Annotated in this window: 30 protein-coding genes and 3 pseudogenes; 19 read left to right on the plus strand and 14 right to left on the minus strand. The window is 45.8% G+C overall.

The genetic code is table 11. The features are described from left to right. On the plus strand, positions 1–251 hold a 251-nt coding region (locus IQ242_RS01045), incomplete at its 5' end, for a transposase (RefSeq protein ID WP_193958715.1). A gap of 13 nt (positions 252–264) precedes the next feature. On the opposite strand, the pseudogene IQ242_RS01050 reads toward IQ242_RS01045, so the two are convergent. Next, positions 265–592 (minus strand): annotated as a pseudogene (locus tag IQ242_RS01050) (transposase family protein); the annotation flags it as partial. Positions 593–880: 288 nt separating this feature from the next. On the opposite strand from IQ242_RS01050, the pseudogene IQ242_RS26955 reads away from it, so the two are divergent. From IQ242_RS26955 to IQ242_RS01095, 9 genes and pseudogenes are all read left to right on the plus strand, one after another. Next, positions 881–1,015, plus strand: a pseudogene (locus IQ242_RS26955) (transposase); the annotation flags it as partial. Between the two features lie 115 nt (positions 1,016–1,130). Then, complete coding sequence (locus IQ242_RS01060; protein ID WP_193958716.1) at positions 1,131–2,030, plus strand: ArdC family protein; 900 nt, start codon at positions 1,131–1,133, stop codon at positions 2,028–2,030. Between the two features lie 123 nt (positions 2,031–2,153). Continuing rightward, positions 2,154–2,825: a hypothetical protein gene (locus IQ242_RS01065; RefSeq protein ID WP_193958717.1), complete on the plus strand. Its 672-nt coding sequence runs from the start codon at positions 2,154–2,156 to the stop codon at positions 2,823–2,825. Between the two features lie 190 nt (positions 2,826–3,015). Next, a complete protein-coding gene (locus IQ242_RS01070) occupies positions 3,016–3,342 on the plus strand; it encodes a GIY-YIG nuclease family protein (RefSeq protein WP_193958735.1) in 327 nt (108 codons plus the stop codon). A 63-nt stretch (positions 3,343–3,405) separates the two neighbouring features. Then, positions 3,406–3,723, plus strand: coding sequence for a hypothetical protein (locus IQ242_RS01075; protein ID WP_193958718.1), 318 nt, complete (start codon positions 3,406–3,408; stop codon positions 3,721–3,723). Positions 3,724–3,851: 128 nt separating this feature from the next. After that, on the plus strand, positions 3,852–4,892 hold the full coding sequence (locus IQ242_RS01080) for a class I SAM-dependent methyltransferase (protein ID WP_193958719.1): 1,041 nt from the start codon (positions 3,852–3,854) through the stop codon (positions 4,890–4,892). Positions 4,893–5,033: 141 nt separating this feature from the next. Further along, positions 5,034–5,363 carry a hypothetical protein gene (locus IQ242_RS01085; protein ID WP_193958720.1) on the plus strand — a complete coding sequence of 110 codons (330 nt, stop codon included), beginning with the start codon at positions 5,034–5,036 and terminating at the stop codon, positions 5,361–5,363. Positions 5,364–5,672: 309 nt separating this feature from the next. After that, positions 5,673–6,047 (plus strand): hypothetical protein, encoded by a 375-nt coding sequence (locus IQ242_RS01090; RefSeq protein ID WP_193958721.1) that lies wholly within the window; start codon positions 5,673–5,675, stop codon positions 6,045–6,047. Positions 6,048–6,167: 120 nt separating this feature from the next. After that, positions 6,168–6,386 carry a hypothetical protein gene (locus IQ242_RS01095; protein WP_193958722.1) on the plus strand — a complete coding sequence of 73 codons (219 nt, stop codon included), beginning with the start codon at positions 6,168–6,170 and terminating at the stop codon, positions 6,384–6,386. 248 nt (positions 6,387–6,634) lie between these two features. Here the strand turns inward: IQ242_RS01095 and IQ242_RS01100 are convergent, their stop codons facing one another. Then, positions 6,635–7,816 (minus strand): transposase, encoded by a 1,182-nt coding sequence (locus tag IQ242_RS01100; protein ID WP_061430454.1) that lies wholly within the window; start codon positions 7,814–7,816, stop codon positions 6,635–6,637. Positions 7,817–8,106: 290 nt separating this feature from the next. Here IQ242_RS01100 and IQ242_RS01105 point away from each other — a divergent pair, with 290 nt between their 5' ends. The 6 genes from IQ242_RS01105 (at position 8,107) to IQ242_RS01130 (ending at position 11,386) form a co-directional block, all read left to right on the plus strand. Then, positions 8,107–8,703 carry a hypothetical protein gene (locus tag IQ242_RS01105; RefSeq protein WP_193958723.1) on the plus strand — a complete coding sequence of 199 codons (597 nt, stop codon included), beginning with the start codon at positions 8,107–8,109 and terminating at the stop codon, positions 8,701–8,703. Between the two features lie 410 nt (positions 8,704–9,113). Beyond that, positions 9,114–9,473: a DUF6876 family protein gene (locus IQ242_RS01110; protein WP_123230712.1), complete on the plus strand. Its 360-nt coding sequence runs from the start codon at positions 9,114–9,116 to the stop codon at positions 9,471–9,473. 105 nt (positions 9,474–9,578) lie between these two features. Further along, positions 9,579–9,758, plus strand: a complete 180-nt coding sequence (locus IQ242_RS01115; RefSeq protein ID WP_193958724.1) for a hypothetical protein — start codon at positions 9,579–9,581, stop codon at positions 9,756–9,758. A 203-nt stretch (positions 9,759–9,961) separates the two neighbouring features. Beyond that, positions 9,962–10,483 (plus strand): prepilin-type N-terminal cleavage/methylation domain-containing protein, encoded by a 522-nt coding sequence (locus IQ242_RS01120; RefSeq protein ID WP_193958725.1) that lies wholly within the window; start codon positions 9,962–9,964, stop codon positions 10,481–10,483. A 67-nt stretch (positions 10,484–10,550) separates the two neighbouring features. Continuing rightward, positions 10,551–10,814 (plus strand): hypothetical protein, encoded by a 264-nt coding sequence (locus tag IQ242_RS01125; RefSeq protein ID WP_193958726.1) that lies wholly within the window; start codon positions 10,551–10,553, stop codon positions 10,812–10,814. Positions 10,815–10,912: 98 nt separating this feature from the next. Further along, entirely contained in the window at positions 10,913–11,386 is a 474-nt protein-coding gene (locus IQ242_RS01130; protein ID WP_193958727.1) for a DUF29 domain-containing protein, read from the plus strand. 2 nt (positions 11,387–11,388) lie between these two features. Here the strand turns inward: IQ242_RS01130 and IQ242_RS01135 are convergent, their stop codons facing one another. The 3 genes from IQ242_RS01135 to IQ242_RS01145 form a co-directional block, all read right to left on the minus strand. Next, complete coding sequence (locus IQ242_RS01135; RefSeq protein WP_193958728.1) at positions 11,389–11,991, minus strand: heme-binding protein; 603 nt, start codon at positions 11,989–11,991, stop codon at positions 11,389–11,391. 214 nt (positions 11,992–12,205) lie between these two features. Continuing rightward, the gene (locus IQ242_RS01140) at positions 12,206–12,643 is read right to left on the minus strand and encodes a PIN domain-containing protein (RefSeq protein ID WP_080694069.1); all 438 of its coding nucleotides are present in this window, start codon (positions 12,641–12,643) and stop codon (positions 12,206–12,208) included. Further along, positions 12,640–12,924, minus strand: a complete 285-nt coding sequence (locus IQ242_RS01145) for an AbrB family transcriptional regulator (RefSeq protein ID WP_123230037.1) — start codon at positions 12,922–12,924, stop codon at positions 12,640–12,642. The genes IQ242_RS01140 and IQ242_RS01145 overlap by 4 nt, the downstream gene beginning before the upstream one ends. Positions 12,925–13,177: 253 nt before the next feature. On the opposite strand from IQ242_RS01145, the gene IQ242_RS25685 reads away from it, so the two are divergent. Both IQ242_RS25685 and IQ242_RS01155 read left to right on the plus strand, forming a co-directional pair. Beyond that, positions 13,178–13,339, plus strand: a complete 162-nt coding sequence (locus IQ242_RS25685) for a PIN domain-containing protein (protein ID WP_228020754.1) — start codon at positions 13,178–13,180, stop codon at positions 13,337–13,339. Positions 13,340–13,621: 282 nt separating this feature from the next. After that, positions 13,622–16,435: a DEAD/DEAH box helicase gene (locus IQ242_RS01155; protein WP_193958729.1), complete on the plus strand. Its 2,814-nt coding sequence runs from the start codon at positions 13,622–13,624 to the stop codon at positions 16,433–16,435. Between the two features lie 161 nt (positions 16,436–16,596). Here IQ242_RS01155 and IQ242_RS01160 read toward each other — a convergent pair whose 3' ends face one another. From IQ242_RS01160 to IQ242_RS01190, 8 genes are all read right to left on the minus strand, one after another. Then, entirely contained in the window at positions 16,597–17,007 is a 411-nt protein-coding gene (locus tag IQ242_RS01160) for a helix-turn-helix domain-containing protein (protein WP_228020755.1), read from the minus strand. A gap of 275 nt (positions 17,008–17,282) precedes the next feature. After that, a complete protein-coding gene (locus tag IQ242_RS01165; protein WP_193958730.1) occupies positions 17,283–17,630 on the minus strand; it encodes a DUF86 domain-containing protein in 348 nt (115 codons plus the stop codon). Then, entirely contained in the window at positions 17,617–17,925 is a 309-nt protein-coding gene (locus IQ242_RS01170; protein WP_193958731.1) for a nucleotidyltransferase family protein, read from the minus strand. Before IQ242_RS01170 ends, IQ242_RS01165 begins: the two co-directional genes overlap by 14 nt. Positions 17,926–18,321: 396 nt before the next feature. After that, positions 18,322–19,218, minus strand: coding sequence for a hypothetical protein (locus tag IQ242_RS01175; protein ID WP_370582931.1), 897 nt, complete (start codon positions 19,216–19,218; stop codon positions 18,322–18,324). Continuing rightward, the gene (locus IQ242_RS01180; RefSeq protein ID WP_193958732.1) at positions 19,211–19,648 is read right to left on the minus strand and encodes a type II toxin-antitoxin system VapC family toxin; all 438 of its coding nucleotides are present in this window, start codon (positions 19,646–19,648) and stop codon (positions 19,211–19,213) included. The genes IQ242_RS01175 and IQ242_RS01180 overlap by 8 nt, the downstream gene beginning before the upstream one ends. A gap of 44 nt (positions 19,649–19,692) precedes the next feature. Continuing rightward, complete coding sequence (locus IQ242_RS26960) at positions 19,693–19,902, minus strand: YlcI/YnfO family protein (RefSeq protein WP_353851878.1); 210 nt, start codon at positions 19,900–19,902, stop codon at positions 19,693–19,695. Between the two features lie 86 nt (positions 19,903–19,988). Next, positions 19,989–21,113: a tyrosine-type recombinase/integrase gene (locus IQ242_RS01185; RefSeq protein ID WP_193958733.1), complete on the minus strand. Its 1,125-nt coding sequence runs from the start codon at positions 21,111–21,113 to the stop codon at positions 19,989–19,991. A gap of 79 nt (positions 21,114–21,192) precedes the next feature. After that, positions 21,193–21,594: a hypothetical protein gene (locus IQ242_RS01190; RefSeq protein WP_370582932.1), complete on the minus strand. Its 402-nt coding sequence runs from the start codon at positions 21,592–21,594 to the stop codon at positions 21,193–21,195. Positions 21,595–21,777: 183 nt separating this feature from the next. On the opposite strand from IQ242_RS01190, the gene IQ242_RS01195 reads away from it, so the two are divergent. Continuing rightward, positions 21,778–22,740: an NYN domain-containing protein gene (locus tag IQ242_RS01195; protein ID WP_193958734.1), complete on the plus strand. Its 963-nt coding sequence runs from the start codon at positions 21,778–21,780 to the stop codon at positions 22,738–22,740. 74 nt (positions 22,741–22,814) lie between these two features. On the opposite strand, the pseudogene IQ242_RS01200 reads toward IQ242_RS01195, so the two are convergent. Continuing rightward, positions 22,815–23,879: pseudogene (locus IQ242_RS01200) on the minus strand (hypothetical protein); the annotation flags it as partial.

Genomic DNA, 23,879 nt, shown 5'->3' on the forward strand with positions numbered 1-23,879 from the left:
CCAAGATTCATCTCGGAGAAATGGTCAGAGAAATAATCGAACAAGAAAAAGCTAGACTCATCTATTTACCTCCTTATTCTCCCGAATTCTCTCCTATTGAAAACTTTTGGTCAAAAGTCAAAGCGATGTTAAGAAAACTGAAGGCGAGAACTTACAAAGACTTAATAGAAGGGATTGAATTGGCTATGTTAGAAGTTACTCAAAAAGATATTCGCAATTGGTTTACTCACTGTTGCTACTGTACCTCATAAGTCAGAGAATTGCTATATTTTCGGCTAGTCTTTTCGTATAGGTTCGTTTACTGGCGACAAAATCTAACTCTTCGCTAAAGGGTTTTCGACAGTTATCGCACTTAAATTGACGACGATTAACTTGTAGGTACACTGGTTGTCCTGAGATTGGTAAATCTTTGACTAAATGTCGATGATTTTGGTGTAGTTTATCGCTCTCTAACCCACAACGAGGACAGGACGTTCGGCGAGATCAGTCGAGCCGTTGCTTTTTGATTTTTCGATTCGATTCGGCAAACTATACCGATATTTTCTAGGTGTAGATAGCCTTGAATATAGCGGTTCTCGCATCTGTGCGGCACACTTAAACCTTTGCTGATTAAGCTGTTCAGGATCGGGAATGTACCTCTTGTGAATCAGAAACGCTATAGACGTTCCTTTTAGGTTCAAAAATTTGTCAAGCATCATAAGTAAAATACTCGGGTTTTTGGCTATTATATCAAATCTTAACTCGATTGTCTATCTTTTGGTATTAACCAGTTTGTACATCGAGTCTTTCCCTGTATGGGTTTCAGCTATTTTTGAGCCTAGCTACTCTCATCGAATTTTATTTTAAGTTAATTATTTGCATAACAATTCCCGAAGAGCCTTACTTTGAAAATCAGACAACCAACGGATTAATTGAGGGAATGAATACCAAAATAAAGCTTATTAAAAGAATGAGTTATGGATTTACCAATTTTCAACATCTTCGACTTAAGCTGTTTGCTTGCTTTAATTCATGACAAAAATTAACACACGAAAACCAGAAGAGCCAGATACCGGCAAGAATAATTAAAACTAAAATAAAAGTCTCAGAAAATCCTTCGGCATGGGGTAAAAACCAACGAGGTACAACCCATGTCCAAACCGCAAGCGATCGATAAATTCCAACTCATTACCGATAAACTGATCGGCCTGATCGAACGGGGAGTAAAACCCTGGACGAAATCGTGGCACGCGACTCCCTACCAAAACCTGATCACCGGTCATCAATACACGGGCATCAATCCCATACTCTGCAGCATCGACTCGACCATAAATCAATGGGAACATCCATTTTTTGTCAGTTTCATTCAGGCTAAACAGGTGGGATGGGCGGTCAAGAACGGCTCGAAATCGACTTGGTTACGATGGGGCGGCACGAATGTCAAAGAAACCGAAAACCCAGAGACGGGAGAGGTCGAACGTGAATATTACAAGGCTTTTAAGTTCCATAACGTCTTCAATGTCGCCTGTATCGATGACTCGAATAGTGACGTGAAGATCGATTCTCTTATTCGCCAAAGAAAGGTGACTATTTCGGGAAATAGCGAACTCCGTTTGCCAGAAGTTGAACAATTTATCGGACAACACCTGCCAACAACCCAATTCGGGGGCAACGTCGCCATGTACCATATCGCCACCGACACGATCCGATTACCCGAATACGAAACTTTCTCCAACGCCGCAGCCTATTACGCCACTTACCTGCACGAGTTGGTACATTGGACGGGACATCAAAAACGTTGCAACCGTCCGCTCAAAAATAAGTTCGGCTCCTGGTCCTACGCTTTCGAGGAATTGATCGCCGAGATCGGAGCGGCGATGGTCTGCAATCAACTGGGTATTGATAGCAAACTGGAACATCACGCCAGTTATCTCGACTTTTGGCTTAAAATCCTGAAAGATGATAAAAAAGCCTTTTTCGATGCAGCTCGCTTGGCGATAGGAGCGACTCAATATTTGACGGCAGTTCAACAACTAGAAAAAGCCAGTTGAGGACAACAGGCGATCGAAATAAACGTTATCGATCGCCCCTTTCCATCGAGAAGATTAAAAAATATCGAGAAAAAAGAGAACGAAAAAGCTGACTGCGGGGTGAAAACTATCGAGAGAAAGACCATGACTAACAATCACTTTTCCCGTCCCGAATTACTGCTACACCCCAATATCCCCAAACCTTTACACGGTATCAATCCCCGCACGATCCTCGGTCAGAAGTGGTGGAACGCACAACGACAATTAGCCTACGCCGAACACGATTATCACTGTTGGGCTTGCGGGGTACATAAAACGTCGGCTAAGTATCACCGTTGGCTGGAAGCACACGAGGTCTATGACATCGACTACGGTACGGGACGGGTGGAGATGAAAGAAGTCTGTGCGCTCTGTCACAGTTGCCATCAATATATTCACGATGGCAGAATGCAAAAATTATTTGAACAGGGCAAACTCTCTTTCGAGAAATATATCGACATTCTCGCTCACGGAGAACGGCTCGTCAAAGATTATTTAACCGAAATGGCTATCAATTATCGGGGAGAAGAGTGGAAACGACCTTTCGAGGGAACGCTTCCCTTTCAAGATACTTTCCCCGATGTGATCGTACCAGGATTACCCCGTCCCGTCCAATCGCAGGTCGATTGGCAAGAATGGCATTTAGTGGTCGAGGGACGGGAATATTATACGCGCTTTTCCGATGTTCAGGAATGGACAGACTATTATCAGTGGTTACACCGCAATAACCTGACCGATAATTTCCAAATATTCGCCCAATTTAAAGAAAGTAAATAATCTTCAAAAGCTTGCGCCAAGGGGTAAAAACCATTCGGAGAAACCCCTTGGCCTCTAAAGTTTATTTATTGCATTAAGTAGTCGTGCAAAATTAATTTCCTAGTGAAGATAGGCAAGAGGCACTCTTGCAAGAGGCAAGAGGTGTTTAGATATGTGTAATTAATTTTGCTTAGGTACTTATCTCGGAGAAATCGGCGATCTCACCAAACCGACCGGACACGCACAACACTATCTAGGTAGTACCAGCCGGAGCCTGAAACAAAGACTAGCGGAACACGCCGCAGGACGGGGTGCAAAGATAACCGCCGCTTTCGCCCGACAGAATATCGACTTTATCTGCGTCCGGACGTGGAACGGCGGTAGAAGGGTGGAACGTTACCTCAAACGCCGTCACGCCCACGCCCGTCTCTGTCCTTTGTGCAATCCCAACGCCCGTAAATACGGCAACCAGATGGGAGGAACACCCCTGATCTCTAGTTTCAAACACGGTTCTCGATCGACATCTTCAGCGTCTTGATCGAAAATATCGAAAAATTGAAATGATTTGAATGGGGGGTAAAAACCTATCAAGGAAAAAACAATGAATATAATCTTCAAACAATGGAATTGCCTAGTTATCGTCAGTAAATATCTGAAAGGTGGTTTTCCAGCGATTTATTTAATCGATGCCAATAACGGAGAACAGATCGCAAAGGCAACGGTTAATTTGATAGATTACGGTATCGAACCAGAACCGAATCATTGCTATTTGAAAGACTATTCCGAAAATCAGGGAATTGTCGAGATTCTAGCGGGAGCCAGAGTCGTGATTCCTATCCAACAGATTCGCTTCGGAAATTTGACCGCAACATTGTGCAAACTTAGTCCTCAACTGATCGAAGAATTAGAAGAGCTATAAAACGTAGAGAAAGCTGTCATCTGACAGCTTTTTCTGGTTATAAGTAGTCAAACATGGTCAGACCTAAAGAACAATTAGAGAGAAAAAAATAGCTGGAACGGGGGTGAAAAACATGGAGAGCAACCGATATGCAACTATCCATCTTCGATCTTCCCCCCGATCCCTTACCGACCCAACTTCGCTATCCCGATCCCCGCAAAGCGCAAAAGCTAAGGGAATTAGCCGCTAGTCTCCAATCCCAGATTGACAAAAAACTCGACCCAGCGATCTCCCATCAACGCCCCACCCGACGACGGGCCGGCATCGTCGCCTCGATGAGAGAGGAAGGAAAACAACTACAACGGATTCAGTCTTGGCTGCGGGTGATGGCCCACGAAGCGGAAACAGGAACGTTGCCCGACATTCTCCAACGGATAACGACGAAAACCCAGTTAGAAGTCCTGTATTCTTTCTGTTATCACCTTTGGCGAGATGAAGATATCCACCGCGTACTTACCAATAGCAATTCTTATTGGTACGGCAAACTGGAACGGGCGCACCTGAATAGTCTCGATCGAATTAAGCTGGCAATTACCGCTTTACAGTCCCTGGACAATCCCGTACCAGAAGACCCCACCCTCATCCAAATACAGGAACTGGAAAGATCTCTAATCGGACGGAATATCCGCGGTTATTTTCCTACTCCCCGGCCTATCTGTGAACGGATGGTCAAATTGGCCATGCTCCGTAACGGTATGAGCGTTTGGGAACCGAGTGCAGGCAAGGGATCGATCGCCGAAGTGATTCGGGAATCGGTACGGGTCAACTTGGATGTCTGTGAACTGCAAGCCGAACTCCGGCAAATTCTCCAATTGAAAGAGTTCAATGTCATCGCCTTCAATTGCTTCGATGTCACGGGAAAGTACGATCGCATTCTGATGAACCCTCCCTTCGGCAAAGGGCTGGAAATTTCCCATATCACCCACGCCTATAACCGTCTGACCGAAGGGGGAAGACTGGTAACGATCGCCCCAGAATCCGTCAGCTTTCGCAAAGACCGAAATTATCAACAGTTCCGTAATTGGTTGGCCGATAAAACCGTCCTCGATGAGGCTTTACCTGATAACGCATTTCTAGAAAGCGATCGACCAACGGGAGTAAGAACAAGGCTGTTGGTACTGGCAAAATAGCCCACAATGGACGCTTATCAGAGCGTCCTATTTCCGCAATCGGACGGGCCATAGCAATAAAATCGGGGGACGGTATCCACAAAAAGGGTGAAAACAGCCAAAAAAATGACCAGCGCCAGTGAAAACCATTTGTGAAAAATCATGAACAACACCTTCACGGAAAAATTTCTCGAACAACCGCCGCCGAATACCGTTCGGGTCATCCAGACGGTCACGGGAACGACCGACAACGCCCGAATATGGGTCGGTTACGATGCCGACAACCAGAAAACCTTTCACATTTACTGTCCTTATCGCATTGGCAACCGCATACCTGAACCCGTCACGGCGATCGAGGCGATTTTTTTTGATAATTACTGGCGCTGGCGGGTCACGACCGCGTACAAAGCTCCCCGTTGTCCCGATTGTGGTGCGGCATGGGACGAGCGCCATTGCGAATTTTGCGGTTTGTCGCTTGAAGACCCGATTTAAAGAGAAAAAAAGAGAACATTGAAGAAAACCTCTGTATTAGTCGAGAAAATTCATACAGAGGTCTTAAACTATAAAAATCTTATCCTGTCATTCCCTCCGTGAACACTTCAGTACCTTATTTTGCCTTCTGGAAGCACTCGGAACGATTCACTCGATCAACGACTGACTAAACTTTTTCAAGGTAAACCAGCCCCGTCTAGTTTAAACGCTCAAAAAGATAAAAACAACAGATAAACAGATAAAAACAGTATAAATCACAGAAAAAGACGGTATCGCGGGCGAAAACCATTAGAAATTGGAGAAACAATCATGCCAGTCCCGAAAACAACCGTCATTTCTGTATCCGATGAAGCCCTCGGCAACTTCGCCGTCCCCGATCATTCAGAACGGGTTTATGCCCAAGTGTACTATGCCATCCGGGAACGTCAGGGTGTGCTATCTCGGAAACGCAACGGCGAGGATTTCAGTTGGGATGACTTCAAAAAGACATTCACCGAAGTGTTCGGCACTCCCGACAACCCCACCTATACGCTCGAACAACTGCTGGATTATGCACTTCGCAAATTCAATATGACTTTGCAGGACTTGATCGATGCCAACAAACGCAGTTGGGAACGCCGTCGCGCTTGGGAAGAAAAATATGGTTCCTATAACAGCATTCCCCAAGACTGGAACGCAGGTTAATTAACGTGATGGGAGAGGAGTTTTCCTCTCCTTTTTTTTGCTTCGGTGAAGGGAGAAATAAAAGAAAAATTAAATAACAAAAACTATCGGAGCGGGGTGTAAACTATTCCGAGAAAATCGATGGATAACGACACTTTCGATAGTTATCTTAACACCCTCCGTGATTATCGTCTATATAAACAATTTCCCGACGATTATTACGATCCAACCCAAGATTTACCGCCAGGTATTCACGCCTCGATCTACCGTCCCGAACCAGAAATAGAAGACGACCCCGACCCAGATGAGCCAGAAATTTCGGATAATTGGCAACCCAGCGATGATCCTTTTCATTTCTAATCGGTAAATCAAACTTTTTCTGCCCTTGGGCGATGGTCACTGCGACTATCGCCTTTTTTAACTGAGGGAAACAATCGCCAGATACAGAGAAAACTCGGTCGGGAGACGACGAATACAAAAAATAGGAAAAGAAAAGAAAGAAAAACGGTCGGGTGCGGTCGAAAAATGCGTCAATCAAGCCACACCCTTATCGAACTGCTCGTCACCCTGACTGACGGACACATTTTTCAATACAAAGACAAGTACTGTTATGTGAAAGCCTCAAACTCCTGAATAAAAGAAAAGGTAATTTTGCCATAATAATCCTGACGAGCTTTGCGAGAAGCAAAACAGGGAAAAGGGTCAACAGAAAATAAGTGGTCAAGTCGCAAGAAGGGACGCGCCTTATGAACAACTCCCGCCAGCCAACGTAAACCAATTTTCAAATAACTCAAACCACGCCGAAAATGAGCATCAACCTGACGGCGAGAGCCAGATTGTTGAACCGCCATGCCAGTTAAAGTAGCAAAGAGAATAGAAATGGCAACAATGAGATAGAGACGTTCTAAACAAGCAGCAGAGCGAACACGAGAATGTTCCCAGTCAAAAACGCCCGATTTACTGTCGAGAAAGAGATGTTCAATGGGAAAACGAAGACCATACTGCCAGAAGGTGTCAAGGGTAGGAGGTTCATCGCTCAGAATTGCCCAATTATCCTTAACCCCTGGAACGGAGGCTAAAGCAAGATGAGCAGTGATTCTAGCCTCCTGCCAGACTTGAACGTTGCGATAAAAGCAGGCTTGCCGTTTGGGAGGATAGAGTTCTCTGACCTCATAGCCAAAACCCCGACGGCGAACACCGTAAATGAGGGTATCGCAAGGTAAGCGAAGACACCAATGCCAAGTATTTTTCCTGAGCCATTGAATTAATTGCTGATTGGCAAAGCCTCGGTCGGCTAACAGCATGACATTCTCAAAGCCCTGAAGATAGCCTTTGGCTCTGTCCAACAAGGGTTCGTATTTCTCAAAAGCTAGGCTGGCACTACCATGTTCTAATCCCATCCACATCAAGGGGACGGCTCTCCCCCCGCAGACCACCGCTAGATAGACAAAGCAGTATTGATTCCACAACAGAGTGGTATCTATTGCTAGATACAGTCTTTCCCCCTTCTCCTTCCAAGTCTCGATGGCTTTCAATATTAAGGGGATGTATATCTTTTCCACCGCTACTCTTCCATTCTGGCAAAAGCGATTCCACCGTCTCTGATAACTATTGGCTTGTTCGGCTCTGCTTTGTACAAAGGGTTCCCATCTGGCTTGATTGAGACTTTGACTACTGAGTAGGGCTGTCACCATCCAACTGAGGACGGTTAAATGTCTTTTATCCACAAATCGGCTTCCTTGTTCTAGATAGGAATAAACTTGGGAGAAGATTCTGTTCTCGGTTTTCATCTTGTAGGGATTCTTGCTTTTTCCCTATCTACCCAGATATTTTTCTTTTTGGCAACCCTTGTCTTGTCAGGTTTTGACCCACTTGTGTCCGTCAGTCAGGCTCGTCACCTCAATCAATTCTGAAAATATTGGGCAAGTTGAACTACCCTTCCCTGAATCCTTTGGAAGAAAAGCTGTTAGAATTTTTAGAAATTTACGTTAATTAAAAACAGATAAAGATTATACAAAAAAGATAACTTAAAATAACAAGAATGCTCTCGCCAGAGGTGAAAATAATTGAACTAAGAGCTATGAATAATCAAACAAATCCCTCAAGCAGACTGCTAAAACCTGAAACCGAGAAACAGCCAACAGTCTTAGGACAAACAGGAACAAACAATATAGCGCAGAATATCACTATTACGGAAACTATTGAGATGAGATTAAGACAACCCTACATTGACCTGATTGGCATCTGGAAAGGTTTTGGCTACCCAGACCGTCGCAACTTCCAGTGGGACTCGAAAGCCAGAATCCGCATCTGGAATGGCAACAACTGTCACTTCGTTGTGTTTAGCGATTTGGATGAACCAGACAGCGGCACGTCCATCACAAATAGCAGCGAAAATCTAGCAACTTTTATCCGCCGCAACTTTCACTTGGACGGGACGATTTTGTGGTTCGAGCATTATCCGCGCCATAACACTCCTGAGTGCATCCGCCAAGCTAATCACTGGCAAGAAGAAGTTTCTCTTGTTAGTTATACCTGGGATGGACAAAAATACCTCTCTCCTCGCTGGGTCTATATCAAGCGAGAAGCGGCGGAAACTATGATCGACGCTTCCTTAGAGATGGAAGGCTACCGCTCCTTGTCCTCCCATTATTTCTCCTGTCCTGTCCTGATTTGATAACTAATCACCGAATAAAACGGAGGCAATGCGATTAATTAACAACTAACTTCACCGCTTTTATTTGACTCGATGCAAAAGCGATCTCATCGAGTCACTACTTTGTTAAACAGGAGTAAAAATGAAAAATAAAACAACAGAATTTATCAAGGGTAAAAGAGTATATGGATTATTTATGATTGTCTTTGAATGACTTATAAAAAGTTCAGGAAATCCAGTAGGCTAAATTGCTCTTTGCACGTTTTGCAAGACCGTTAGAAGAGAATATTTATTGTCGAATTTACTTAAGATTTTAACTCAGCAGAAGAGATATAGTTCGCAACAGTTAAAAATGAATAAAAACAAATTCAGAAGGGGAAAATAATAATTAAAATGCTTTCGCCAAGAATGAAAACAAATTGAACAAAATTATGACGGCTAAAAACCTGAATCTCGAACAGTTTACCGGAACCGAAAACTATTACAAGCACTCAATGGGACTCCTCTATACGGATGGGGTACATTACCTAGTCCAAGAAGCCAAAGCCTATTGGCTCATCGATGCGATCGCCTCCTGGCAAATATCCCCCAAAGTTAAAAAAGATCCGATGTTACAGAGGATTCAATTTTGGAAGCTAAGGGTCAATACCGACCATTCTGCCTCTCTTACCTGTGAACGAGACGAAGGCAATATCGCTCTAAGCCAGGAAATCTCCTATACAGATTTTCCCCTGGAATCAGTCACCCTCTATCTAGCCGATGAGGTTCTACTGCTGCCATCAGAATATTAACAATTCAGGACTAAAATTGGTTAACAGTTATCAGTTTTTTCTCTAATAACTGTTAACCATTTAAAGCAATCACTAATCAATTAAAACTAAACCCAGTAGCAAACCATGAAACCAGGAGATAAAGTTACTTATATTCCCACTGGAGAAAAAGGAATTGTTAAAAAAATCTCTGAAAACTCAACACGAGTATTCGTTGTTTTCGGCTCTGGAATCACATTAGAAAACTACGAAAATTATACCGCTCAATCTACAAAATTATCAGACATTAAAAAAGGATGGGAATAATTAAATAAAAATAAATCTTGTGCAGGTAGTAAACTATTTTTTCCCAGTTCGGCGATGGTCAATCCTGCGACTATCGCCTTTTTTGACCGAGGGAAACGATCGCTGGCTATTTTCAGACGAAGCTCGGTTGAGAAACGACGAATAAAAAAATAAGAAAACAGAAAAAGGTCGAGTGCGGTTGAAAACTAACGGGAGTTAATACCATGCGTCAATCCGGCCACACCCTTATCGAAATGCTCGTCACCTTAACCCTGATCACTATCCTGCTGCTGATCGGTTTTTCTATACTTTCGAGATTAATAGCGGAACTACGCCTAGATATGGCCACCTTTGAACTTTCCCAACATTGGAAGTTTACCCGTTTTGATGCTATGGGAAGTGGAACCACCCCCACCACCCTCTGCATGAAAGACGACGGACGGATCGAGGTGGCCAAGATAGCCAGCGACGATTGCGAGACGGTCAGCGAATGGCAATCCCTGACGGACGGGGTGGACATCGACACCGCCAATTCGACCCTGAGAAGAGTTAGCGGTGTCGGGGGAAACGACGGCACGATCTACCGGGTTAGTTGGGCAGACACGAGGGGCGGTCTGGGCGGTTCTTGGGGACAGTTAGGGCGACTGACACTGACCGCCCAGGGAACGACCGCCAAACGCTGTCTATTTTTATTCCGTGTCGATGGTTCATGGGATATCCGCGAAGACAACCGATGCCAGAGATAAAAAAGAAAAAAAAAGACGGGAGAAAAGGCTAACGCCATCGGGTGTAAATCATTCGAGGAACACAACGATGACAGAACAAACTTTACTGGCCGACCTCTCCCGGCAATTCCCCCAGCTTCCCAACCTCGACCTCACCCTACTAACACGAACCCTCTTTCCTCTATCCCCGGTTGAACTCTATACCCTCAGACTCGCTCACGGCGATAACGCTATCATGAAGGCCGCCATCGATAGCACCATTCGGCAACGGCAAGAAGAGAAGGAAATCGCCGCCCTCGAACTACAGCACGAAATCTATGACGAGTATCGTCACTGCTGTGGCGGTTGGTAAACTTTATTGGTGGGGACATTCCCCGCCAAATAGCCATTTTGTCATAATCAAAATGTTAATCAACGTATTATCTAGTTCCAGTACAAATATGGTCAGATATGAGTTCCAATAAGTCAGATCGAGCGAATGCCCTGTATGAATCCGACTTCTACGGCTGGACAGAGCTACAAGCGAAAGCTCTGGCCACCCGACAAGTAGAAGCTCTGGACTGGCAAAACTTGCGGGAGGAAATCATTTCCTTGGGTAAACAAGAATATCGAGAACTGGTGAGCCGTCTAACCGTTTTGGTAGGACATCTTCTCAAATGGGAATATCAGCCAGATAAACGTTCTCGTAGTTGGTTTTTGACGATTAGAGAACAGAGACGAGCGATCAGACGGCATCTACAGGGCAATCCTAGTTTAAAATCCCGGATGCCGACGGCTTTATCCGATGCTTTCGAGGCCGGAGTCGATTTGGCTTTGCGAGACACGGACTTACCGATACGGACTTTTCCCTCTCACTGTCTTTTCACCTTCGAGGACATCATAACCGACCATTTCCTCTGCGATACCAGTCAGGATTGGCCATGAGTTCAACGATTCGACGATACCGCCTCGACGGGTATTTGAATTTCACTCCGTTTCAGGGGATCGGGAACGTAGGGACCATCATAGAAAAAGCGACGGGGGGAACCGATCGCCCGGTAGCTCGGATGTTCTGCCAGCCATTCGTTCAGTCGGGTCAATCCCTGTTGGTAACTGTCAAAATCGTAACCTCCCTGTAATCCCAAGCTCACCACCGTCATGGGTGGTACATCCTCAATCCGAATATTATCGGCCACCTCTTTCGGGTAAGTGTCGGTGTCGCGGTAGAGAAAGGAAACTTCGGCCTCTCCCGATGTCGCTCCCGTGTCTGCGGAGTAACGGGTTTCAACGGGTGCGGTCATCGAGATCTCGTTGGAACTGATGTGTTGGTACAGGGGATAAAACGACCGGTTCGCCGCCTCGGAAAGTTGACCCCGATAGCGGTAAGTAGCGGCGCGATAGGCGGGATAGTTCTTCACCTCGATCCGTCCGTTCGGGGTCGGGGTCGGAAATCCTGCGGGTAGGGGAGCGCTAGAGGCTTGATAGACCCCGATCACTAGAGCGGTTAGGGCGATGAAGCCGAGCGGTATCAATAGGTAAGGTAGTTTCATGGGGAATCGGGCGCGATGACCTCTCTATTGTGGGACGAGTTGACTTCCGTTGACCGCTCAACTGATTTCTAAGCGCGAGTAGAGAGACTTTGAAGGCGATGTTTATAGCGGTGTGCAGTCGTATTAGGTACAGTGTCACAAGCTATAAACCATGCTAGGCAAAGCTTGGTCTGTATCTCACTCAAGCGCTTACCGCTATAATATGCTAGTTAGGTTATCGCGGTTCCATAGAAATTTTCTCTATTCTCCCGCCAAAACGGATAAAATGCTTGAGATTCAAAGTTAATAAATGATCGACTTCCGCTTTTAATGAACCATAAGCAATTAAAGCATCATAAATCGCTCCTCCTCTTAAATTTAAAGTTACCATAAGATTAATTACAGCTTTATAATCATCGCTTGTTAAGGAAATAATCTCAAAGGAATCTAAATTTTCTTTAATTAATTGTTGTACCAATTGAGGAGATAGACGAGGTTTTGCGGGAAAAGCCGATAAAATTGCGTAGAGTTCTGCAAGAGTATGAGTTCCAATATAACCCTGAATTTCTCCTCGTTTAACTCTGGTTAACCAAGAAATACAAGCTGAGTGCTGTTCATGGTTGACTAAAATAGATGCAACCAAAACCGACGTATCGAATAAAACTTTAATCACAACATTAGCTCATTCATTCTTTCTTGTCTAAGCTCCTCGATAAAAGCTTCAGGATTAACTAGCAATTGGCTGTCAACAACCAAAACATCATTCTCGTAATAAACCTTTGGCTCTTCCTTAATTGGATTTAAGACTAGCTTACCATCTTGAACTTCTACCTGAAATTGACTATCATATTCAATGCCTAGTTGTTCCAGCAAAGTTTCAGGAATTTGAATACATCTACTTCGATCGAGCGTCACTAATTCCATGGCAATTATCTTGAATTCTTTTATCTTCATTATACCGCTATATTTCTCCTGTAGCTCTTAAAACCCCTAAAATAATTCGACATCCATGAACATTTTACCTCAAAATGTCGGCTTGAAGGAACCCTCGGTTTCACCTCGGAGATGAAAAACCGACCAATATAACCGAAGGGAACTTAAGCAATTTTGGGAAATATCCAAAATTAACTGTTTTGCGAACGCAAAGCGCTCGCTACGCGAGATCGATTGCGATACCGCCGAATATTACTCTAGAGTTTATTATTACTTGAGGAAAAAGGGCAATCCGATTGCGACTAATGATATGTGGATTGCAGTGACCGCTCTACAATATAATCTGGCTTTGTTTAGCTATGACAAGCATTTTCGGGCGGTCGATGGGTTGATAACAGGAAATAGCATCGCCAATTTTGCGATTATTCCTATCTAAACTGCCCAGGAGATCACAAGTCAAGACAAATGTATTCTCAATGACAAAGAGATAGTTTCTGCTGATTAAATAAAGGAGGTTTTGAAATCATATCTAAAGAGTTTTAACAATTTTTTATCGGAGAAAAACATAATTTTTTCGAGAAAATAAAATTAGTTAAGTCTCGACAATAATATATAATTAATTTAGAAGAATAGTTATATTTTAATCGGCTATAATCCCTTTTGTAAAATCGGGGATATTACCCGACGTTCAAGATAAAATCCAATACCGAAAAAAACCATGAACCAGCCCCTCGATCCCGCAGCCCTGCTCCGTGCCGGTCAAAAATTGGGTCAACCCCTACCCGACGCTCTCGGTGTCGGTAAATCGGTCACTTCGCCGCAATACGGCACGGGAAAAGTGACGGGCTGGTTGGGCAATCGATTGATCGTCAAGTTCCAGGGCTATTCTGTCCCCCTACAGTTCCCAAACTGGCAAGAATCGATCGCTTCAGGCGAGTTAGTCTTGGCCGAGATAACACCGTCCGAGTCCTCTCCATCGACCCCCGCGATTCTGGCAGCTATTCAACGTCTCAAAAAACCCGAATTTCGGGCGATTGCTACCGAATTAGCGGAACGATTGACTTACATCACCGTCATTCCCCCTATTAAGGGACGGTTACACCCGATCCCCGCCGATGTTCCGCCCGTGCTAACAACCGCTCTAGCTAAAATCGGGATCGATTCCCTCTACGAACATCAACTGGAAGCCCTGACCTTATTGCGACAGGGCAAGGATATCGTCATCGCCACCCCCACAGCTTCTGGCAAGACGCTCTGTTATAACCTCCCCATTCTCGAATCTTGTCTCAGGTCGCCGGAACCGACCGCTCTCTATCTCTTTCCCCTCAAAGCTCTGGCCTTCGACCAGACCAGGAAGTTACAAACCCTGAACGAGGCGTTGCCACCGAACGCTAGTTTGAAAATCGGACAGATGACGGGGGATACCTCGCAGTCCGAACGATGGAAATTGTTTTATCCCGATATTCCCCGGATTCTAGCGGTCAGTCCCGATTTACTCCATTACCAGCTAGAGAAAATACGCGGGGGAAGTCAAGGGCAGGGATGGCGAGATTTCTTGCGTTCCCTACGTTGGGTGGTAATCGACGAAGCTCACACCTACACCGGCGCGTTCGGAGCGCATTTCGCCAATCTTACCCGCCGTCTCCGGCGGGCGGTCGATAGTGTCGGCGGCAATAGCGATCGCTTACAATTTATCTGCACTTCGGCCACGCTCGGAAATCCCGTCGAGTTATTGGAGCGTTTTGGGGGTCGTGCCGACGAACCGAAACGGCTAAAAGCAATGGATACGGGTCAGGGAACCGCCGCGTCCAAAACTTTCCTTTCCCTCGCACCGACGACTTCCCCCAATCCCGACACGGTGCGGATCGTCCTCTCCCTTCTCCAACAAGAACTGAGCGGTATCGTTTTCTGTTACTCGCGCACCACCGTCAAGAACTTGCTGAAACTGCTCGCTAAAGAAGCCGAAAACTGGGGAAACGCTGGGTTAGCGCGACGGGTAGCACCCTTTTACGGTTCCATGCAGTCCGAACAACGTCGTCGCCTGATCCAACAGTTAGAAACCGGGGAGATTAGGGTTCTCCTCTCCACATCGGCACTGGAAGCGGGAATCGACCTCCCCGAACTCGATTGTTGCATTATCCGCGGTTATCCCGGTTCGATCATGTCTTTCCGGCAAAGGATCGGCCGGGTCGGACGACGGCGAAGCGGTCTGGTTATCTTCCTACCGATCGCCGATGATCCTCTCGATCACTACTACGGAACCTATCCAGAGCGATTACTATCGGACGGAGTAGAAAATGTCGCCTTCAATCCCGACTACCCGACCCTGCTGGCCAAACACCTGCTCTGCTGTTGTGCCGAGAGCGGATTAGGGGTAAGTGAGGTACTACCCCGTTTCGGAGAGGTAGGCGGACGGCTGGCCGATGAATTATTACGGCAGAACAAGCTTTTTCTGAAAGCGAACGGTTTTTTGCACGCCGTCGGAATGCCCCACCACTCGGTCAACCTTCGCGGCAACCCCCAGCAAGCGGTCAAATTAATAGACCTGACCACTAAGGAGACGATCGAGGAGATGGGTTTGGAGTTAGCCCACCGTGAGGTCTTCCCCGATGCACTCTATACCGCAATCGACGGGGACGGCCGACGGGTGGTGTACCAGTGCCGCGAACTGAACGAAGAGAACCGCACCGCATCGTTAGAACCTCTCGGTTGCGATAGCGATCTCTCGACCCAACCAGAAACCGACCTAACAGTAGCCCCCAGAACGCTACTGGCAGAACCGAAGATTCTCTCGACCCCGTTCCCCGACGCACGGCTCAGAATACGTCTGCACTGGGGTGAAATCACCTCCTCGGTCACGGGTTATCAACGGTTAAAACGCCAGTACCGTCTTACCTGCACCAATCCTCACTGTTCGGGCTATCATCTGCCCCTCAAGGGCAAAAGCTGCCCGCAATGTCACCGCTCTCTACGAACGGCCGAGATCACCGATGTGGAGCAGAAAATCACTTTTCCGACCCCGTATCGCACCGGCTACGAAGCTCCCGTCTTAAAAATCGAACTCAATCCTGGAGTCACGACCGCTATCCGCGAGGAAGTCGCCCGTCTTAGAAAGAACCTTAACGATCGCTACGGTGATAACATTCCCGACACCCTCAAAGACCTCTGGACGAGCGCACCAGATTGGTTAGCCCTACACAGTATGGGGCATCAACTGATCTTCGCCGTCCCTCTACTGGTACTTTCCTCGCGATCGGATGTCAATTTCGTGGTCGAGCGGGAGGATAAACGAAACGTCGGTTATTTCTTCGATACTTGCGACGGTGGCAACGGGGCGACGGAAGCGATTTTTCAGAACCTACCCCGACTGGCAGACAAAGCGCGGGCGCTGGTTGAAGCCTGTGATTGCGGGTACGGCTGTCCCCGTTGCCTGACCCAACACGGCTGTCCCCAACGAAACGAGGGGTTGAATCGGGATTTGGGACTGTTTTTATTGAAAGCGATCGGGGAAAGCGCGTCCTCGATCGAGTGAAGTTTCCAAAACGAGTGGTTTGAAGAACAAGGCAACGAGTGGCCAAGACTTCCTAGGCGTTCCTGTATCGTCTCGAAGTGTCGATTGACTAACGGTTCAATTACTGAATTTATGGGGGAAAAACCAGTTCACGGTAACTGTGGGCGAACGCAAAGCGCTCGCTACACGAAATCGTCTTCGGAACTAACATCCGAGCTAATAATTGCCTCCGCAATCTGCCGACGTGTGACCCCCGATAAACAAAGGGCGCGGGTTATCAGGTCAAGTGAAACCGAGGGATCACCCGATTCAATTTTCGCCACTCGTGACTGGCTCGATTCCATTCTTTTTGCTAACTCTTTTTGAGAAATGTTTTGACTTTTTCTAATTTCTTTTAATTTTCTCCCGAGGGCTAGTTTGAGTTCGATAAGCTCGGATTCTACGGGCGTAAGCTCTAGAAATTCCTCTACTGTTCCCACCTTCCAGCCCGCCGCTTCTAAACGTTGACGTTTAGCTAAATCCATGTCCGATCTCCCAGGAGTTTTCACCTCTCCACTCAACCAAACGATATCTTTATCATTTTTGTTTTGCATTTATTATCCCATAATATGTCAAATCTGACATACGGGCAAGTGCTAAACTGCCTTTTGTATCAGACTTCCTGCGAGCTTGAAGATATATCGCTTTAATAGACTTCTTGCATAAATCCGAAAACAAACGATAGAAACAATAATGGGAGGGACTTTCAGTTAATTATTTATTAGTAGTTGATAATCTTCAAAAATGTTGCTGTACAAGGATCGAATTAAGACTTTTGCAAGAGGTCTAAGAGGTCTATTGGCTCGAAACTGTTTCCTGTTTCCATAATTTACGCTTCCAATTCGTTAATTGCCTTTTCAACTTCAATCAAAAGTAAACCTAAATCTTGAGTGATTACTTGCCAGACAATATCTAAGTCAATATCAAAATAAGCATGAACAATACGATTTCTCATGCCGATGATTTGTCGCCAAGGGATTTTAAAATACTTAACTTGGCAAGGTTCAGAAACATTATTAGCAGCTTCGCCCATTATTTCAATTAATCTTACGAGAGCTAAAGATAACATCCTATCGTCATCTAAATCTTGTCTGGTGCGATTATTTACAAAAGATAATGCCTCTTTTGCTGAATCTCTGATGTGTTTTAGCCGAGTTAAATTATCAATTTTGCTCATAAATAACTATAGCTTCTGCCAAGACTTGCTCACGAAAATAACGGCTTAAATCTGCCGATGTTCTTAAATCTATCTGGCGATTTATTATATTTGATAACTCATCTTCCATCGTAATAATAGCTAAACCAGGAGTCTTCCCTTGTTCAAATTCTACTAAAACATCAACATCACTTTCTCTTGTAAAATCATCCCTTAATACTGAACCAAATAAAGATAACTTGCAGATCGAGTGACGCTGACAAAATTGTTTAATTTCTTCTTGATATAAATTAATAGGAAGAGTTGTTTTTTTCATGGTTAAAACTCCTAATTGATGATTTTTAAATCTCAGATTTAAGAGGGGTGACTTAAAACTCCATCGCCTTAATTAATAAGTAGTCGTGCAAAATAAATTTCCTAGTGAAGAAAGGCACTCATGCAAGAGGCAAGAGGCAAAGGGGGGGTTAAAACCTTCCCACAACTCTAATTTTTCGGGTGTATAGGCTTCGTATTGGTCGAAGGTAATCGGGGCGGAATCCAGTTCGGGTCGCGGGAAGGGTGGCTTTTGACTCATGGCGGGCAGAGAGAGATGGCGATCCGGTACGCGGTCGGTCTATCAATTCTAACACCCCTAGATCCCGCGTCCGCTCGTAGTCCCTCGATCTGGGGTCGCGGTAATTCGGAGGGAACGATCGCCAGTCAAGGACGAAAATCAATCGGTCACTACCCCGTAATACTTCTCTAACATGGTCAGCATCCCTTCCTCCAACTCGCTCAAGTAAGGTCGCTGTAATTTCCCCAAGATTCCTAAGAAAGCAAGGGCGGTATCTTCCAGTTCTTCCCCTTCCCTCAGTCTCGACAATCGATCGCATAATCGCCGCACCGTCTGACAGTCCCCTTCGGTGTAGCCCAACTCCTTGAGGTACTCGATTTTAACCAGATCGATCACCCCATCGTGAAGTCGCAGATCGCAGGAACGCGGGTGAACGGCAGTGATGATCGCCCAACAGTTGTTTTTCCCCTTCAGGCGCGGGTTATCTTTGGCAAGGATACCGACCACTTCCCCCACCTCGAAAACATTCGCTTTCCCTTGATCCCGGTATTTACCCACCGTCTCGCGAACGACTCGGTGGTCGGGTGTTTTGCCCCCAGCTACCGCTACGGCCTCATTCCAGACGGTCGGTTGTTGTTGCGGGGCAAGTACGGCCAGGGGGCGCACCTGATACTCGCTCGATGGTAGGAGCGGGCAGTTAGCGGCACTCAGGGTTCGGTAGATCGCCGCCCCCGTAATTAAATAGTTGGCCTTCTGACGACTGTGACCGAATCGCCCCCGACAGTAATCCTCGAAGGAGTCGTACCCGTCCCGGTACAACCGTCGATCTCGCAGTTCTTGCAGGGCGGAACCGGCCTGGTAGAAAGCCCGTTCTACCGTCCGCTCTAACCGCTCCCTGTCCCTGACCTCCTCCTCGCTCAACGGTCGCGAGGATTGAATTACCTCCACCTCGATCGCAAAGCGCTCGCTACGCGAGATCGCTTCTACCCCGCGCCCCGCAGAAGCTAACATTTCATCGAGTTCGTCTTCTGTCCATTCCGACCGTCTTTTAGCCATCGCGTTCATTCTCCCCACCCAGAGCGAACACATAGGACGGTTTGGGAACTAGAGCCTTCAAGAATACCGTGTCAGCCGTCCAGTAATTGGCTCTCTCTCTCTCGGCTACAGCCAGAAAAACCGCATCGTACAACGTCAGTAAACCGTACATCCGGGCCATCTCCCACGCCCTCTCTCGAATATCTTCCCCATCGACATAATCGATCGGTAATTCCCCGAAGGCACTATAGAGTTGACCCGCCTCCCCTTCCGTTAGCAGACCACTCCTGATTTTTTTCCGCAAAACCGAAGCGATTTCGGCCCATGCGAAACAGGGGAGGACGATCCGACCCGATAGCGCCTGGCCGACCAATTCCGTCGCCGCTCCTTCCTGTTCGTCGGGACACAAATTTTCGATGAAAACACTGGTATTGATACAGTAACTACTCAAGCTCCGATTCCCCCTCTCTCAACTGACGGAGCAGGGGGATCGGGTCAGGGTGTACTCCCGTTCTCCGTTTGACCTGTTCGGTGTAATCGCTGGATGGTATCGTGAGCTTCTAGGGCTTTACGCCGCCTCACCTCTCGCTCCACGGCTTCCACTACTAGCTCGTTAAACGATTCTTTCCCAGACTTGAGCCGCTTGGCCTGCCGCATCAACTCAGACGGGAATCGGATCGTCACCGCTTCCTTTTCTATAACCATTTCCAATAACCACCGTTTAGTTACATTTTACGGGAATTTTGCCAGCCCTATAGGATAGATATGGCTACCAGTGCTTTGCTCCAAGCTCAGACCAACCCCGCTAACAGGTCGGAGATTTCCCCTTGCACATTTTTGCGGTTGTCATCGTAGATCATTAAAGTATTGAGATCAGCGTGACGGCTCAATTTCTGCACCCGCCGCACGTCACCGCCCGTCGCGTCGAGAGCGGCGGTTATTCCCGAATGACGCACCCGGTGGGGCGACATTTTCTTGTTCACCCCGGCCGCACTGGCGATTTTCGCCACCAATTTATGGATCGCCGAGCCGGTCAGTCGATGACCGCGACTACAGCGATCGAGGGCGATAAAAAGAGGTTGACGGATATCGAGTTCCCGCCGCTCCCGTAACCAATCCACAAGTGCGTCGAGGGTCGGACGCGACAGACTGACGGTTTCTTTCTGTTGACCCCGGCCTTTACCGAAGATGGCCAATGTTCGACCCTCGGTATCGAGATCCTTAATATCCGCACTCTCGATCTCCCCCCGCCGGAGGGCGTTATCCCAGAGCAATCGTAGGATGGCGTAGTCCCGTTTCCCCTTGAGAGTTGAGCGGTCGGGAACGGCCAACAGGTCGCGGTAAACTTCCTTGCTTACCCCGGTGGTGTCCCGGTAACGCACCACCTTGTCCCCCGATACCTCGGACAGATTGAAATCGCATTGCCCCAGTTGATTGGCCAATCTCACTAGGGACTTGATCGCCGATAAGCGCCGGTTTCTCGTCGCCTCCGCTAGTCCCCGCTCGTCCCGCAGGTGAGCCTTATAGCGCAGTACCAAAGAGAGCGCAGCGAACCGATCGAGGGAGAGGAATTCTTGCGTTATCCCTGGGGTCGGTTCCTCACAACCGAAGGCGAAGACAAAGAAATCCTTTAAATCCCCCGCATAAGCGTGTCGCGTCCGGGGCGAACGCTTGGCCGCAAGCAGTTGGGCTAATACGTCCGGGTTGTCGAGGGCTTGCCCTGAGCTAGGTCGAAGGGGGGCGATATCCTCGCGTCTGGTTAGATCGGTGGCTGACACGAATTTAGGGTTGCGATAATGTAGATTTACGCTACCTAGATTATCATGTTTGACATCCCGACAACGTCCCGTTGTCAGAAAACGGGGTCGCAGACGCTCGACGGTCGGGGAATGACGACGAACGAGGTCAAACAGCATCTAGAGGGAAAACATTTGACGTGATGGACAATCAGGTATGCTATTTAAACGGGCTTCCACAGATTAAAACACGACCGTTTTATTGTACTCCCTTCGATTGATTCAAGAGATTTTGGTAACATTCGGTCGGGGTACGGTAAGATAAATATTTAAAGGGAGTCTGATTAATTATTTCTGCAAATCTTTCGTTATCAACCGCATTGTACTGATCTAATTTAGCGATTAAATTCTTTATGTTATTCATGGAGCTTACCAGACTCCTATTCTCGGACTTGAGATAATGAATTTCAGGGGAATCGCCCTCTTGCTGGTCAATGGCGGTAATTTGAGCGATAATTCCCTTAATTCCCTGCTTATACGAAGAAATTAAGGTGTATAAACTCTTTTCCTGAGTAATGAGAAAAATACCTCTCTTCCTGAGATCGAGGACATCAATTCGCCAAGTATTAATATCGGCGATAAAATCTTCTCTTGACCTCACTTCCCCTTGGATTCTTGCGGCTGCTTTACTTGATAAAATCAGAAGATGGGCGTTCGCATGACATGGCTTGAACCCCGTTAAAACCCCTATTACGATAAAAATTGTTCACACCTAGTTAGGGCCGCCTAATGGGGCCGGGTGGAACTCATTTATCCGTACACACTATACTCAAAAGAAGAAAAGATGATGAAAACCTCCATTCAAGTAGCTTCTTCTCTGTTCGTTAGTGCGATCGTTTCTTCGGGTCAACTGGATCTGATGATGGTAGGAACAGCGCTCGCGACCGCCACTTCTACCTCTGCGATCATTGTTACTAAAGAAAAAAAAAAAATCAAGACTCTGATTGAAGGAAGTCTGACTAACTCCCAAACTATGATTAAGGGGATCGAAAAAATCGAAAAAGAGGTTAAAGCTGTCACACACACAACAGAAAAAGTGGCTAAAGAAGTCAGAACCCTGAAAACCAGTAGCCGTTTACTGGTAGGCGCAACCCAAAAAGTTCAACATCAACAAAAGCTAACGACTGCAACTCTAAATCAGCAACAACAACAGTTAAATCAACTTACTCCCCAAGAGAAGCCAACCCCAGAGATAGAAACTGAGAAGCGCGTCATTCCCCTACCCCAAAAAAGACAGACGGTGACTCACATCTACATCGATGGTAACAATTTCAGCAAAACAACCGAAACACTAGGGTTAGAAATTGACTGGAAAGCCTTAAAAATTGCTCTGGTGGAACCAGCAGAACAGACAGATACTTTTACTTTAAAGTATTATACTGGACTCCATGAGCATCTTTCTCCGAATCAAAAACAATGGCTTCATCACTTAAAACAACTTAACTACGAGATAATCACCTTCCCTTTATCACAACGGGAAAACGGATGGAAAACTCTTGGCGATGATTTAGCGATGGGGTTGGATTTAATAGAGGCGGTTAAACCAGGTGATCGCGTTATCTTAGTAACTGGCGATGGAGATTTCATTCCCTTGATTGAGAGACTACAAGCACGCAACGTTGATGTCAATGTGGTTGGTGCTTCTGTAAACACTAATTCTCGCTTACAAGCATTACTACAACAGGACTTTATCCCCCTAGAATCTATCAGTGACCAGATTGTTAAACTTAAGAAACTAACTGCTTAAAAGTCACATCTTCCACCGCTTCTAAAGCTGGTCTTGAAATTAATCTTGTCCCCGCCTTTGCGGGGATTCAAGGGTTAAATCAATTGTTGACAAATTTCATCTCGTAATTGGCTATAGAGATAATAGGGAGTATTTTCATCGCAACCGACATAAGGAGATGATTTTTGTCCAAGTAACTGATAAGTGTGGATAGCAATATTGAGAACTTCCCCTAAAATATTGTTAGGATGACAAGCTTTATGGGGATTAGCTTTATATTTATCTTTGTCGTCAGTCCAATTTCGTTTGTCTTCTTCCCATTGTTGAATCATCGTTTGTACTGATACTCCTCTGCCACTATGAATGAGCGCATTTCGATTATCAAACCAATAATCTAATTCTACCAAAGAGGCTAGAATCTGTTGCCATAATTCAAGGCGATCTCGCGTAGCGAGCGCTTTGCGTTCAGGATGATCAATTTCTATTAAGGTTTGAACAAAATTTCTCTTACTATAACGATTTCCTAATTTATATTGTTTCTTATGATAAACTTCTTCAACTTTTAAGATATTTTTTAGTTTGGCAATCGCTCCACTATCCCCTTGACCAAACTTGCCTTTAATAATAATCTCAAGGGGATATTCTTTTTGATTTGTTATGGCTTTACAAGTAGATGTATGCTCCTTATTTATTTGAGTTTTCTTATATTGCCAAGTGACTTCATATGCACCAAAATTCTGTTCTAGCTCCTCAAATTTATTACAGACTTTATATCGTTGATCTGCTTGTCCTCTGACAAATACCCAATCTTGATTTTGATTATTATTTCTCAAGTATTTTTGTCCGCCTAAGCCAATAACTAATTCATTTAAAGTGACTTCATAAAAAGAACTTAATCGGATTAGAAAGTTAGCGATTTCATCTAGTTCCCAATAAATCCGACATTGAGTATAAAGATTTAACCAAAAGTTATGCTCCATTTTATCATTATCTCTCACGGCATTTTTATCAAGGTTAAAACAGCTAACGGCAAAATCAAGGCTTGTGATAATTTCTGTTAACTTTTCTTGCTCTTTTTGGGTGTCACTGGCTATTGCAGAAACTTGTTTTGCTAAATAAATCAAAGTTTCTTGCCAATCTTTAACAATCACTCTTGCTCC

This window comes from Microcystis sp. LEGE 08355 (genome assembly GCF_015207185.1).
In the GTDB taxonomy this organism is placed as follows: domain Bacteria; phylum Cyanobacteriota; class Cyanobacteriia; order Cyanobacteriales; family Microcystaceae; genus Microcystis; species Microcystis panniformis.